Source organism: Streptomyces sp. NPDC001889 (assembly GCF_053594535.1).
On sequence record NZ_JBSFER010000024.1, the window covers coordinates 14,646 to 27,954 of the forward strand.

Here is a 13,309-nt window from a genome sequence, read left to right on the forward strand (position 1 = left end):
CGGGGGAGAACGACATGACCGCACAGACACCCGACAGCGGAAGGGTCGCGCTCATCACCGGCGCGAGCCGGGGTATCGGATACGCCGTCGCCGAGGCGCTCGTCGCACGCGGCGACCGGGTCGTGATCACCGGCCGGGACGAGGACTCCCTGGCGGCGGCGGTGGCCTCGCTCGGCGCCGGACGGGCCGTCGGCGTCGCGGGCAGGGCCCATGACGAGGCCCATCAGGCGGTGGCGGTCGAGCGCGCCATGGAGACCTTCGGCAGGGTCGACTTCCTGGTCAACAACGCCGGGACGAACCCGGTGATCGGGCCGCTCGCCGAGCTGGACCTCGGGGTGGCGCGCAAGGTGTACGAGACCAATGTGATCTCGGCGCTCGGCTTCGCCCAGCACACCCACCGGGTGTGGCAGAAGGAGAACGGCGGTGCGATCGTGAACATCGCGTCCGTCGCCGGCCTCGCCCCCTCGCCCTTCATCGGCGCCTACGGAATGAGCAAGGCGGCCCTGGTCAATCTCACCGTGCAGCTCGCCCATGAATTCGCGCCGGGCGTCCGCGTCAACGCGATTGCGCCGGCAGTGGTCAAGACCAAATTCGCCCTGGGGCTGTACGAGGGCCGTGAGGCCGAGGCGGCCGCGGCCTACCCGCTGGGGCGCCTCGGAATGCCCGAGGACATCGGCGGCGCGGCGGCGTTTCTCACCTCCGGACAATCCGATTGGATCACGGGGCAGACATTGGTTGTCGACGGAGGTATGTTCCTCAATGCCGGAGTCCACTGAGCCGGCTGTGAAATCTGATGCTCATTGAGCAAGTGCCCTGCCGGGCCGCCAGGTTGCCCGGCGGGGCACTGCGGTATGGTCTGCCAACTCATGGCTGAACGAGGAGCGTGCACGTGTTCTACCGGACCTCTCTGCGGGCCGTTGCCGCCCTGGCGTCCATATCCCTGCTCGCTGGGTGCGGTCTGTTCTCCGACTCGTCCGATGGCGGCGACCGGAAGATATCGGTGGGCACCATGAGCGAGCCCACGACGCTGGACCCGGCCGGGGCGTGGGACGGTTCGTGGGAGCTGTATCGGAATGTCTTCCAGACGCTGCTGAGCTTCCCGACGGGAAGCACCACGCCCCAGCCCGACGCGGCGGAGCGCTGCGACTTCACCAACGCCGGCAACAAGATCTACGAGTGCACGCTCAAGCCGGGGCTGGTCTTCTCCAACGGGGAGAAGCTCGACGCCGCCGCCGTCAAGCACTCCATCGACCGCATCCGGCTCATCGACGTCCCGGGCGGTCCCAACGGGCTGCTGAACTCGCTCGGCAGCGTCGAGCTGGTGGGTGACCGCAAGGTCCGGTTCCACCTCAAGGCCCCCGACGCCACCTTCCCGTTCATCCTGGCCACCCCCGCCACCTCGCTCGTGGCCCCCGGCAAGTACTCCCGCACCGCGCTCCGCAAGGACGCCGGGGTGACCGGTTCCGGGCCGTATGTGCTCCAGTCGTACAGCAAGGGCAAGAAGGCCGACCTGGCGAAGAACGACACCTACGACGGCTACGCGAAGCGCAGAAACGATGCGGTCACGATCCGTTACTTCACGGAGTCGGGGCAGATGGTGAAGGCGCTGAAGAAGAAGGAGATCGACGCCACCTACCGCGGACTGGACGCGCAGCAGGTCGTGGCGTTCCAGCGGAAGCGGCCCGACAGCGACCATGTGCGGCTCGTGGAGACGGTCGGCACCGACATCCGCTACCTGGTCTTCAACGCCAAGGACCCCAACGCGGGCAAGCTGCCCGTGCGCCAGGCCATCGCCCAGGTCGTCGACCGCGGGGCGCTGGTGGCCAAGGTCTACCAGGGCACGGCCGAGCCGCTGTACTCGATGGTCCCCAAGGGCATCGTGGGACACACCACGCAGTTCTTCGACACCTACGGCGACCCGAGCCCGGCCAAGGCGCGGAAGATCCTGACGGACGCGGGCATCGAGACACCGGTGAAGCTGGACTTCTGGTTCACCACCGACCGCTACGGCTCCGCCACCGCGCCCGAGTTCGCCGAGCTCAAGCGCCAGCTCGAAGCCTCCGGGCTCTTCAGCGTCAAGGTGCAGGGCAGGCCGGAGCAGGAGTTCCAGAAGGGGTACAAGAGCGGTGCCTACCCGGTCTTCGGCCGGGGCTGGTTCCCCGACTTCCCGGACCCGGACAACTTCGTCGCGCCCTTCGTCGGGGAGAACAACGTGCTCGCCACCCCCTACGAGAACCGCGAGATCACCAAGGAACTGCTGCCCGCGTCCCGGCGCCAGAGCGACCGCGGCGCGGTCGCCAAGGACTTCGAACGGGCCCAGGAGATCATCGCCAAGGAGGTCCGGCTGCTGCCGCTGTGGCAGGGCAAGCTCTACATCGCGGTGAGCGAGGAGATCGGCGGCGGCGAGCGTGCCTTCGATCCGCAGTCGATCATGCAGATGTGGGAGCTGTACCGGAAGACGAGCTGGTAGGAGCGGTGCGGGACCGGCCGCGGGACCGGCCGGCGGGCCATTGTCAGTGGCTCCCGGTAAGTTCTGTGGTCGGTAACTGATCGCTTTCCGGAGGTTCTTGACGTGACCGACACCGACATGCTGCCCGAGTCCTGGCGCGGCGTCCTCGGCGAAGAGCTGGCACAGCCCTATTTCAAGGAGCTGACCGAGTTCGTCGAGGAGGAGCGGGCGAAGGGGCCGGTCTACCCGCCGCGCGAGGAGGTCTTCGCCGCCCTCGACGCCACCCCGTACGACAAGGTCAAGGTCCTCGTCCTCGGCCAGGACCCCTACCACGGGGAGGGCCAGGGGCACGGTCTCTGCTTCTCGGTGCGCCCCGGCGTCAGGACACCCCCGTCCCTGCGCAACATCTACAAGGAGATGCAGGCCGAGCTGGGCCTGCCCGTCCCGGACAACGGCTATCTGATGCCCTGGGCCGAACAGGGAGTGCTCCTGCTCAACGCCGTGCTGACCGTGCGGGCGGGCGAGGCCAACTCCCACAAGGGCAAGGGCTGGGAGAAGGTCACGGACGCGGTGATCAGGGCGGTGGCCTCCCGCCCCGACCCGGCCGTCTTCGTGCTCTGGGGCAATTACGCGCAGAAGAAGCTGCCCCTGATCGACGAGACCCGGCATGTGGTGGTCAAGGGCGCCCACCCCTCACCCCTGTCGGCGAAGAAGTTCTTCGGCTCCCGCCCCTTCACCCAGATCAACGAGGCGGTCGCGGCACAGGGCCACGAGCCCATCGACTGGCGCATCCCCGACCTGGGCTGAGTCCGGCTCCATGACACGGGCTCGGACCGAGTGCCCGAGCCTGTGCGGGTTTGTCCGCCGTGGCGGTTAGCGTCGTGATGCGTGGATCGTCGTCGCCGTTCGCCGCATGGACGTGGGAGGCCGCAGTGATGGAGCAGCAGGAGGCGTCGGGGGACGCCGTCATGACCCGGATCGGGCAGGCGGTCATGCTGCTGCACGGCGGCGACCGCGAGGAGGCGCGCAACCGGTTCGGCGCGCTGTGGTCGGAGATCGGGGAGACGGGGGACGCCCTCCACCGCTGCACGCTCGCCCACTACATGGCGGACACCCAGGACGAGCCGGGCGACGAGCTGGCCTGGGACCTCAGGGCGCTGGCGGCGGCGGACAGCCTCACGGCGGAAGGGGCGCCGGGGCTCGCGGTGCGGGCCTTCTACCCCGCGCTCCACGCGGGCCTCGCCGCCGACTACCTCAAGCTCCAGCGGCCCGGCGCGGCGCGGGCCCACCTCGACCGGGCCCATGAGTCGATGGCCGCCCTGGGCGACGACGGCTACGGCGACGGGGTGCGCTGTGCCGTCGCCCGGCTGGAGCGGGCCCTCGGCGACGCGTGACCGGCTCCACCCGGCGCCGGGCCCCACACCGCCCGGGCCGGGCCCCGGCCGGCCGTGTTCCGCACCGCCGCGCTCAGGGCCGCTGACCGGTCCGGCCGCCGCTCAGCTCTCCGTACGCCTCCCGGCACATCCGTGCCTGCGCGCTCCCCGGCCGCCAGGCGCCGTACTCCTCGCTCAGCGCGCAGACCTCGACCGCCTTCCGCCGGGGGGCCGGGGGCTCACGGGTCCGGGCGGGCGCGGCGGGGGCGGCCGGGCGCCGGGCGGGCCGGTCGGCGGCTCGGGGCGCAGCGGCCCGCGACGGGGCCGGGGCCGGCTCCTCGCGGGGTTCTGGTGCCGCGGGCGCGACCGGTGCCGCGGGTCCCGGGCCGCGGACCGGCTGACGGACCGGCGCCCGGAGCACCTCACGGGCGGGGCCCTGCACGATCTGCGGCCGGGCGGCCGGCGGGGCACCGGTGACCCGGGGCGCGGGAGCCGGCGCGGGCAGCGGCTCCACGGACACACAGCCGCAGACCGCCAGCCCGGCGACCGCCCAGACACCCCAGCCGGCCAGGCCCGTCACGCTCCTCGCGGCCCGTGCCGTGACGGACCCGGGTGCCCGGGGCGGCGCGGCTTTCGCGGTGGTCGTCGCACGTTTCACGCGCGCCACTCTGACGGCTGCCGTGCCCCCTCGTGGTCGTATGGACCGACAAACGCCCGCACGGGTGACCCGGGTCGGCCTCCCGGCCCAGCGCGCGGACCGGTTCGCCCGAGCCGGGAGGCGGGTGGCGGACCCGGCACCGCCTCCCGGTGCCTGAGGCGGGAACCCCGGCGGGCGCCCGCCCCGGCACACGTATGCTGACCGGGCTCGACAGGGACGCGTCACGCAACTCTAGGAGGAACCTGGTGAAGGTCGGCTGCATCGGTCTCGGCGACATCGCGCAGAAGGCCTATCTGCCTGTGCTCGGCGCCCTCCCCGGCATCGAACTGCATCTCCAGACCCGTACCCCGGCGACCCTGAGCCGGGTCGCCGACGCCTACCGCGTCCCGGCCGCGCGGCGCCACCCGGACCTGGAGGCGCTGCTCGCCCAGGGGCTGGACGCGGCCTTCGTCCACGCGCCCACCGCCGCGCACGCCGAGATCGTCACCGCGCTGCTCACGGCCGGGGTCGCGACCTATGTCGACAAGCCCCTCGCCTATGAACTCGCCCGGTCCGAGGCGCTGGTGGAGCTGGCCGAGGAACGCGGCACCAGCCTCACCGTCGGTTTCAACCGCCGGCTCGCGCCCTCCTACGCCCAGTGCCTGGAGCACCCGCGCGAGCTGATCCTGATGCAGAAGAACCGCGTCGGGCTCCCCGAGGCCCCCCGCACCTATGTCCTCGACGACTTCATCCATGTCGTGGACACCCTCCGCTTCCTGGTGCCCGGCGAGGTCGAGCACACCGATGTGCGCGCCCGGGTCACCGACGGGCTGATGGACCACGTCGTCCTCCAGCTCTCCGGCGACGGGTTCACCGCCATCGGCACCATGAACCGCCGGAGCGGCTCCACCCAGGAGATCCTGGAGGTCTCCGGACAGGACACCAAGCGCGAGGTGCGCGATCTCGCCGAGATCGTCGACCACAAGGGGCAGCCCAGCGTCCGCAGGCGCGGCGACTGGGTGCCGGTCGCCCGGCAGCGCGGCATCGAGCAGGCGGCGCTGGCCTTCCTCGACTCCGTGCGCGCGGGGAAGGTCCTCAGCGCCCGGGACGCCCTGCGGACCCATGAGCTGTGCGAGCGGATCGTGCGGCGGATTCTGGAGCGGACCGCCTGAGCCGCCCCGCCGCCCGGACACCGGCCGACGCCACCAGCACGGCGACGGCGGCCCCGACCGGCCAGTCACCGAAACGGACATAGGCGGTCGTCCCGCCCGCCGCCGGAAGCTCGTACAGGGCGGCGGCACTGCTCTCCGTACCCAGCGGACGGCGGATCCGGGCACCGTCCGGCCCGTGCGCGGCGCTCACCCCGGTGAGCGTGGCATGGACCACCGGGCGGCCTGTCTCGGCCGCCCGCAGCGCCGCGAGCGACGCGTGCTGCGCGGGGGCCCAGCTCTCCTGGAACGAGGAGGTCGCCGACTGGGCGACGAGCAGTCCGGCCCCCTCCCGCACCAGATGCCGGCTCATGTCGGGGAACGCGGACTCGAAGCAGACCAGCGGCCCGACGCGCGGCCCGTCCGGCAGATCCATCACCACCGGACGGGTGCCGCGCAGCCGGTCCTCCCCCGCGGCCCTGCCCACCGAGGTCGCCCAGCCGAGCAGATGCCGCGCCGGGACGTACTCCCCGAAGGGCACCAGCCGCATCTTGTCGTAGCGGTCGCCCGTCGGGCCGTCGGGGCCCACCAGCACCGAGCTCTTGAATATCCCGTCCCGGCCCGCCGCGTCGGTGCTGCGGGCGTCCACATTGACCAGCAGCGGGGCGCCGACCGCCCGGGACAGCTCGCCGAGCCGTGCCGCCAGATCGGGGCGCTCCCGCAGATCCGCGCCCACACTGCTCTCGCCCCAGACCACCAGATCGGGGTCCCGGCCCGCCAGGGCGCGGGTCAGCTCCTCACCCCGGGCGAACCGCCGCTCGACGGAGTCCCCGCCACCGATCACCCCCGGCTGGACCACCGCGATCCGCAGCCGGTCGGCGGACTCCACGGGCGCCGGGGCCCAGACGGCCACCGCTCCCGCCGCCAGGGCGCAGAGCACCCCGCAGCAGAGCGCCGCCGTACGGGCCCGGGGAAGCGCGATCACCGCGGTGATCACCGTGTTCACCGCCACCACCAGCAGGCTCACCAGCCACACGCCTCCGGCGGAGGCCAGCCGCAGCGCGGGGGAGACCTGCCACTGACTCGCCCCCAGCAGCCCCCAGGGCCCGCCGAGCCCCTCCCAGGACCGGATGAGCTCGATCATCAGCCACCCCGAGGGGATGACCACGACCGCCGAGGCGACCCGCCACCCACCGCCTCCGCCTCTCCCACCGGAGCCGGGGGCTCCGGACCGGGAGCCCGAGGGCGGGGAGGCCCCGAGGAGGGAGCGGACCAGCCACCCCCAGGGCGCCCACAGCAGCCCCAGCAGCGCCGCCAGCACCACCATGAAGACATGGAGGCTCGGTATCAGCCAGTGGTGGACGGCGATCACCAGCCCCACCCCGCCGAGCCAGCCCTCGAAGGCGGCCCGCCGGGCCGTGGGCGCGGTCCGTATCAGCAGCATCCACGGAACGAGCGCCACATAGGCGAACCACCACAGGGACGGCTCGGGAAAGGCCAGCGCGGGCAGCGCCCCGGCGACCGGGGCGGCCAGCGCGCGCCGTACGGAGGCGCTCCGGCCGCGCCCGCCCGGAGCCCGGTCCCCGGGGGCCGCGTGAGCGGGGGGAACCCCGGACCCGGGGTCCGCCGGCCGGCCGGTCGGCATCCGCATTCCGTGCCTCCTCGTCCCGCCCCGAGGCCACCCGCGGGCGGGCGTGCCCCTTCAGTGTGTCGCCGCACCCGCTCCGTGGTCCACCCGGCAGGCCCCGGCGCCACCGCCCACCCGGAGCGCGCCCGGGGAACGCCGCCGCCTACCCGGGGAGCGCCCCGGCGGCGCGCCGCCACTTCTCCCGGGAGACCACACCGTTCAGCCGCCAGCCGTCGTCGGTGCGCACGGCCGCGATGGCGTAGCGGCCCCCGGAGGAGAGTTCCTCCCCCGCGTCCGTCCGCAGCACGGCGAGGTAGTCCGCCTGCACATCGGCGCCGTCCCCCGGGTAACCGCCCAGATCCTGGAGCCGCAGCCTGCGGTTGACGATCAGATGCTGCCGTACGGGAAAGGTCCCCATCGCCTTGGCCAGCCAGTCGGCGCCCGCCGCCGCCGGGGCCTCGATCCCGCCCGAGTCGCGGTAGTCCACCCGTCCGTCGGGGGTGAACAGGGCCCGGTAGCCGTCCCAGTCGGCGTCGTCCACCGCCACCGCGTAACGGGTCACCAGGTCATCGATGGCCAGCCGGTCCATCACTGTCGCGAGATCCACGCGCTGCGTCATCGGCTCAGTTTCGGGCAGTGCGGCCCCCAGGCCAAGGGCTCTGCACGCCCGGCGCGCACTGTTGTCCGGCAAACGGTCGATCTTCCCCGTCCGGGGCGGTGCCGGTGGCGGCGCCCCGGACGGGTCAGGACCGGACGGCCCGCAGGACCACGAACTTGGCGTCGCTCGCCCTCACCTCGCAGTTGCCGAAGAGGCGGCGCAGCCGTACGTGGTACCCGAGGTGACGGTTGCCGATCACCCACAGCTCGCCGCCGGGGCGCAGCACCCGGCGGGCTCCGGTGAACATCCGGCGGGCCGTGGTGTCCGTCGTCGCCCGGTGGGAGTGGAACGGGGGGTTGTTCAGCACGAGGTCGGCGCTGCCGTCCGCCACGGCGGAGAGCACGTCGCCCACCAGGAACGCGGCCTCCGCGCCCGATGGGGCGTTCTCGCGGTGGGTCGCCTCGGCCGACGCGACGGCGGAGAACGACTCATCGACGAAGGTCACCGACGCCTGCGGGTTGGCGAGCGCGACGGCCGTTCCGACGACCCCGTTGCCGCAGCCGAGGTCCACCACGCGGTCGGGCCCCCGCCGCTCGGGCAGGCTGCGCAGGAACAGCCGCGTACCGATGTCGAGCCGGTCGGCGCAGAAGATGCCCGCGTGGTTGGTGACCGTGCGGCCCGCGAGGGCGCCGGTGCCGTCCGGGAGGTCGTACCGCAGCGGCCAGGGGCTGGGGCCGGGGCTGAGCGCGGGGTCGGGGGTGCAGAAGATCAGCCGGGCCTTCCGCACCGCCAGCGAGGTCCTGGTGGGGCCGATGATCCGTTCGAAGGTCCGCAGGGTCGAGGTGTGGATCTCACTGACCATGCCGGTGCCGATGACCAGGGTTCCCGCGTGCACGGCGGGCGCCAGCCGGTGGAGCTGGTCCTCCAGGAGGGCGAGGCTCTTGGGCACGCGCACGAGCAGCACATCGACCCGCTCCGGCGGGGTGTCCCGGGCGGAGAGCATCCGCACACCGCCCAAGGGGGCGTCCGGGGCGGTGAGGCCGTTGCGGGTGAGATTCGCGCGGGTCGCCTCCTGGGCGAGAAAGGAGTCGGTGATCTGCACGGGCCCGTGGGCGGCGAGCGAGGTGGCCAGGGCGCCCCACCGGTCGCCGACGACGGCCACGGTCCCGGAGAGATCGGGGGAGGTCTCGCCGAGCTGCCGCAGCAGATACTCGTCGGCGGCGTCCCAGGCGCGGAGGGGGTCGCGCGGGTCCTCGGGGAAGCGGGCGAGCGCGATGTCGCCCCACTGCGTGCTCAAACGGTTCATCGTGCAGCCAGGCTAGCCGAGCCGGGGCCGGTGACCGGCCGCGTCCGGCGGGGACCACCACGGGCGGGAGTGCCCGCAGGCCGGGTGCGAGGACGCTGCCGGGTGCCCGGGAGGTGGGTCCGGGAGGTGGGCCCGGACACCGGGTGCCCGGTCGGCGGGCCCGGGCCGGGACGCCGGATCGGGGCGCCGGGCCGGGGTGCTCAGGCGGCGTGCTCCACACCGTCGTCCCCGCCGCGCTCCAGCGCCGCGGCCGCCCACTTCAGGACGAGCGCCTCGTACTCCGCCCGCCGGTCCTCGGGCAGCTGCCCATCGGCCCACAGCTCGCGGATGCGGGCGTTGAGCTCGGCGGCGGACAGGGCAGTCTCTGGCTCGTGCGGAAGGGGGGACATGCGAACAGATTACGGCCTCCCGGTGGAGCCGTCTCCCCTGTTACGTCACACATCAGTCACCGGACTCGCCCGCGTGGGGACTCAGCGTGTCCGTCCCGACCAGGATGAACAGGGCAATCCCCAGGAGGACGCGGTAGATCACAAACGGCATAAAGCTTTTGCTAGTGATGTATTTCATGAACCACGCGATGACCGCGTAGCCGACGGCGAAGGCGATGACGGTGGCGAAGATCGTGGGGCCCCAGGACACATGGCCCTCGCCCGCGTCCTTGAGTTCGTACGCCCCCGAGGCGAGCACCGCGGGGATGGCGAGGAGGAAGGAGTAGCGGGCCGCCGCCTCGCGGGTGTAGCCCATCAGCAGGCCGCCGCTGATGGTCGCGCCGGACCGGGAGACTCCGGGGATCAGGGCCATGGCCTGGCAGAAACCGTAGATCAGACCGTCCCTGACGCTCAGTTCCTCCAGCGTCTTGCGCTGCTTCACGGCCCGGTGCCGGCCGCCCGACTCGTCACGGGCGGCGAGCCGGTCGGCGATGCCGAGCACCACACCCATGACGATCAGGGTGGTGGCGATGAGCCGCAGATCCCGGAACGGCCCCTCGATCTGGTCCTTGAGGGTGACCCCGAGGACCCCGATCGGGATCGATCCGATGATGACCAGCCAGCCCATCCGGGCGTCGTGGTCGGCCCGCATCTCCTTGTCGGTGAGGGAGCGGAACCACGCGGAGCACATTCTGACGATGTCCTTGCGGAAATAGATCAGTACGGCGGTCTCGGTGCCGATCTGGGTGATCGCCGTGAATGCCGCGCCCGGATCGTGCCAGCCCGCGAACGCGGCGGTGAGCCGCAGATGAGCGCTGGAGGAGATCGGCAGGAATTCGGTCAGCCCCTGGACCAGCCCAAGGATGAATGATTCGAACCAGGACATCGAAAACTACGCCACCCAAGAAAAGATCATGTCTGACGGCGCGGTGCGGTCCCGATCAATGCGCCAGTGTGGGAGGCAGCGTAGCGTCCCGAGGTGAACACGGAGTGCCGTGTTGCCGTCGGAATTCCCGCGATCTTCTGTACGAACGGAGGTGCGGGCGGTGGCGCCGGCGGGCGTACGGGCGGTGGTGCGGGGAGCCCGCGCGGCGACCGCCCTGGTGGTCCGTCAGCTCGCGCGCAGACCATGCCGTTTACGCCAGGCGAGTGACGCCGCGATCAGACCGGTGACCACGATGAATCCCATCGCGATCAGAAAAGCCGGCGAAGTCGGGGACCCCGCGCGGGCACCCGCCACCACATAAGCGGCGGTGTTCGGAATGGACCCCACAGCCGTGGCCAGCAGAAACGGCGTATAACCCATACGGGAGACCGCGGCGCAGTAGTTGGCGGCGGCGAACGGAATACCGGGAAAGAGCCGTATCGCCAGCATCGACCGGAAGCCGTGCCGGCTCAACTGGCCGTCAGCGGCCTTGAGCACCTTGCCCTTCAGCAGGGGCCGCAGCGCGTCCTGTCCGAGCAGCCGGCCGAGAGTGAAGGCGATACCCGCGCCCAGCACGGTTCCCGCGAGCGCCGACACCAGCCCCGCCTGGGAGCCGAACAGCGCCCCCGCCGCCAGGTTGAGGATCGGCCGGGGCACGAAGGCGGCGGTGCACACCCCGTACGCCAGGGCGTACAGCACCACGGCCGCCGCCCCGCTCAGCCGGGCGGCCGGCCAGCCGTCCGAGAGCAGCCGCTGTGGCTCGTACAGCAGCACCAGGACTCCGGCCGAGGCCAGCATCAGCAGCAGCAGCGAAAGCCGTGACCACGGTGAGAGCAGCACCCTGGTACAGCGGAGGGCGAGACCGGAAGAGGGCCTGGGGACGGGCTCGAACATCCGGGGAGACTAACCGACGACCGGATGTGATCGCCGTAATGGCCCTCACCACCACGGCCTGGGGCCGTCCTCCCGACGCCGGGAAAACCGTTCGACCGCCGACGGCCGGTCGGCGATTATTTGCTTCATGACCCGGTACGCCTTCCTCGCAGCGCCCCCCGCAGTCGCGGGCGCGCCGAAGGCTGCCGTCCTCCCCGCCACCCTCCTCACCAGCGGCGAAGCCGTTCTTCCTCCGGCCGTGGCCGCCATCGCCGGCGGCACCCGAAGCTGACCCTCTCCGGATCGTCCGGCGGGACCCCACAGGGGGAGGGTCGGCAGAGCCCGGGGGTCCTCACACGCTTCGCGCGATCCGCATCCGAGGGAAGTCACGGACAAGACCATGACCAAGACCGCGTACGTCCGCACCAAGCCGCACCTCAACATCGGCACCGTCGGCCATGTCGACCACGGCAAGACCACGCTGACCGCCGCCATCACCAAGGTCCTCAGCGAGCGCGGCACCGCCGGATTCGTCCCCTTCGACCGCATCGACAGGGCTCCCGAGGAGGCCCAGCGCGGCATCACCATCAACATCGCGCACGTCGAGTACGAGACCGACACCCGCCACTACGCGCACATCGACATGCCGGGCCACGCCGACTACATCAAGAACATGGTCACCGGGGCCGCCCAGCTCGACGGGGCGATCCTGGTGGTGTCCGCGCTCGACGGGGTCATGCCCCAGACCGCCGAACACGTCCTGCTCGCCCGCCAGGTCGGCGTCGACCACATCGTCGTCGCGCTCAACAAGGCCGACGCGGGCGACGACGAACTGACCGACCTGGTCGAGCTGGAGGTCCGGGAGCTGCTCACCGCCCACGGCTACGGCGGTGACACGGTTCCGGTCGTACGGGTCTCCGGGCTCGGGGCGCTGGCCGGCGAGCCGCGCTGGACCGCCTCCATCGAGGCCCTGCTCGACGCCGTCGACACCTATGTGCCGGTCCCCGTCCGCTACACGGACGCGCCGTTCCTCCTCCCGGTGGAGAACGTCCTCACCATCACCGGGCGCGGCACCGTCGTGACCGGCGCGGTCGAGCGGGGGACCGTGCGCGTCGGCGACCGCGTCCAGGTGCTGGGCGCGGACACCGAGACCGTCGTCACCGGGGTTGAGACCTTCGGCAAGCCGATGGAGTCGGCGGAGGCCGGTGACAACGTGGCGCTGCTGCTGCGCGGACTGCCGAGGGACGCGGTACGGCGCGGGCATGTGGTCGCGGCGCCCGGCAGCGTCACTCCGAGCCGTCGCTTCACCGCGCGGGTGTATGTGCTCTCGGGACGGGAGGGGGGTCGCACCACCCCGGTGTCCACCGGGTACCGGCCGCAGTTCTACATCCGCACGGCGGACGTGGTCGGGGACATCGACCTCGGTGAGGCGGCCGTCGCCCGGCCGGGCGAGACGGTCGCCATGACCGTCGAACTGGGGCGCGCCGTCCCGCTGGAGCCCGGCCTCGGCTTCGCCATCCGCGAGGGCGGCCGCACCGTCGGCGCGGGAACCGTGACGGGGGTCCTGTAGCCCCTGTCCCCCGCCTCCCCCGAAACGGGGGAGGCGGGGCTCCACCTTCCCGGCCCGCCAGGCCACCGACCCCACCTTGCCCAGCACCCTTCCCGGCCCGTGTCCGGCACCGATCCCACCTTGCCCGGCACCCCTTCCGGTCCGATCTGCCTCGGCACCGGTCCTGCCCTGTGCGGTCACCCTTTCCGGCGTGTGTCCTGGACCCGTTCTGTCCGGTCCGGCCGCTTATCCCAGCCTGTCCGGCGTTTGAGGACGGACCTTGGTGTCGGGGACCCCGCACCGGTCCGATCTGCCTCGGCACCGGTCCTGCCCTGTGCGGTCACCCTTTCCGGCGTGTGTCCTGGACCCGTTCTGTCCGGTCCGGCCGCTTATCCC

14 protein-coding genes are annotated in these 13,309 nt (G+C 72.2%); 7 read left to right on the plus strand and 7 right to left on the minus strand.

What is annotated here, in order from left to right; translation table 11 throughout:
* The first annotated feature begins 14 nt into the window (after positions 1 to 14).
* The 4 genes from ACWCRA_RS26400 to ACWCRA_RS26415 all read left to right on the plus strand — a co-directional run bounded on the left by ACWCRA_RS26400 (position 15) and on the right by ACWCRA_RS26415 (position 3,843).
* The gene (locus tag ACWCRA_RS26400) at positions 15 to 776 is read left to right on the plus strand and encodes an SDR family oxidoreductase (RefSeq protein WP_451068761.1); all 762 of its coding nucleotides are present in this window, start codon (positions 15 to 17) and stop codon (positions 774 to 776) included.
* A 113-nt stretch (positions 777 to 889) separates the two neighbouring features.
* A complete protein-coding gene (locus ACWCRA_RS26405; RefSeq protein WP_351551495.1) occupies positions 890 to 2,470 on the plus strand; it encodes an ABC transporter substrate-binding protein in 1,581 nt (526 codons plus the stop codon).
* A 102-nt stretch (positions 2,471 to 2,572) separates the two neighbouring features.
* Positions 2,573 to 3,256 (plus strand): uracil-DNA glycosylase, encoded by a 684-nt coding sequence (locus ACWCRA_RS26410; protein ID WP_351551498.1) that lies wholly within the window; start codon positions 2,573 to 2,575, stop codon positions 3,254 to 3,256.
* Between the two features lie 128 nt (positions 3,257 to 3,384).
* Entirely contained in the window at positions 3,385 to 3,843 is a 459-nt protein-coding gene (locus ACWCRA_RS26415; RefSeq protein WP_351551500.1) for a hypothetical protein, read from the plus strand.
* A gap of 73 nt (positions 3,844 to 3,916) precedes the next feature.
* On the opposite strand, the gene ACWCRA_RS26420 is transcribed toward ACWCRA_RS26415, so the two are convergent.
* Positions 3,917 to 4,480, minus strand: a complete 564-nt coding sequence (locus ACWCRA_RS26420; protein WP_451068762.1) for a hypothetical protein — start codon at positions 4,478 to 4,480, stop codon at positions 3,917 to 3,919.
* Positions 4,481 to 4,725: 245 nt separating this feature from the next.
* Here ACWCRA_RS26420 and ACWCRA_RS26425 point away from each other — a divergent pair, with 245 nt between their 5' ends.
* The gene (locus ACWCRA_RS26425) at positions 4,726 to 5,631 is read left to right on the plus strand and encodes a Gfo/Idh/MocA family protein (protein ID WP_451068839.1); all 906 of its coding nucleotides are present in this window, start codon (positions 4,726 to 4,728) and stop codon (positions 5,629 to 5,631) included.
* On the opposite strand, the gene lnt is transcribed toward ACWCRA_RS26425, so the two are convergent.
* From lnt to ACWCRA_RS26455, 6 genes are all read right to left on the minus strand, one after another.
* The gene (lnt, locus tag ACWCRA_RS26430; protein WP_451068840.1) at positions 5,555 to 7,252 is read right to left on the minus strand and encodes an apolipoprotein N-acyltransferase; all 1,698 of its coding nucleotides are present in this window, start codon (positions 7,250 to 7,252) and stop codon (positions 5,555 to 5,557) included. The genes ACWCRA_RS26425 and lnt overlap by 77 nt on opposite strands.
* Positions 7,253 to 7,397: 145 nt before the next feature.
* Entirely contained in the window at positions 7,398 to 7,853 is a 456-nt protein-coding gene (locus ACWCRA_RS26435; RefSeq protein ID WP_451068763.1) for a nuclear transport factor 2 family protein, read from the minus strand.
* A gap of 124 nt (positions 7,854 to 7,977) precedes the next feature.
* Positions 7,978 to 9,138, minus strand: a complete 1,161-nt coding sequence (locus ACWCRA_RS26440; protein ID WP_451068764.1) for a methyltransferase — start codon at positions 9,136 to 9,138, stop codon at positions 7,978 to 7,980.
* A gap of 200 nt (positions 9,139 to 9,338) precedes the next feature.
* Positions 9,339 to 9,527: a hypothetical protein gene (locus ACWCRA_RS26445; protein ID WP_351551513.1), complete on the minus strand. Its 189-nt coding sequence runs from the start codon at positions 9,525 to 9,527 to the stop codon at positions 9,339 to 9,341.
* 52 nt (positions 9,528 to 9,579) lie between these two features.
* Positions 9,580 to 10,452 (minus strand): undecaprenyl-diphosphate phosphatase, encoded by an 873-nt coding sequence (locus ACWCRA_RS26450; protein ID WP_451068765.1) that lies wholly within the window; start codon positions 10,450 to 10,452, stop codon positions 9,580 to 9,582.
* A 225-nt stretch (positions 10,453 to 10,677) separates the two neighbouring features.
* The gene (locus ACWCRA_RS26455; RefSeq protein WP_351551519.1) at positions 10,678 to 11,385 is read right to left on the minus strand and encodes a TVP38/TMEM64 family protein; all 708 of its coding nucleotides are present in this window, start codon (positions 11,383 to 11,385) and stop codon (positions 10,678 to 10,680) included.
* A 127-nt stretch (positions 11,386 to 11,512) separates the two neighbouring features.
* Here ACWCRA_RS26455 and ACWCRA_RS26460 point away from each other — a divergent pair, with 127 nt between their 5' ends.
* Positions 11,513 to 11,656: a hypothetical protein gene (locus ACWCRA_RS26460; protein WP_351551522.1), complete on the plus strand. Its 144-nt coding sequence runs from the start codon at positions 11,513 to 11,515 to the stop codon at positions 11,654 to 11,656.
* A 108-nt stretch (positions 11,657 to 11,764) separates the two neighbouring features.
* Positions 11,765 to 12,934 (plus strand): elongation factor Tu, encoded by a 1,170-nt coding sequence (tuf, locus tag ACWCRA_RS26465; RefSeq protein ID WP_351551525.1) that lies wholly within the window; start codon positions 11,765 to 11,767, stop codon positions 12,932 to 12,934.
* Positions 12,935 to 13,309: the final 375 nt, after the last annotated feature.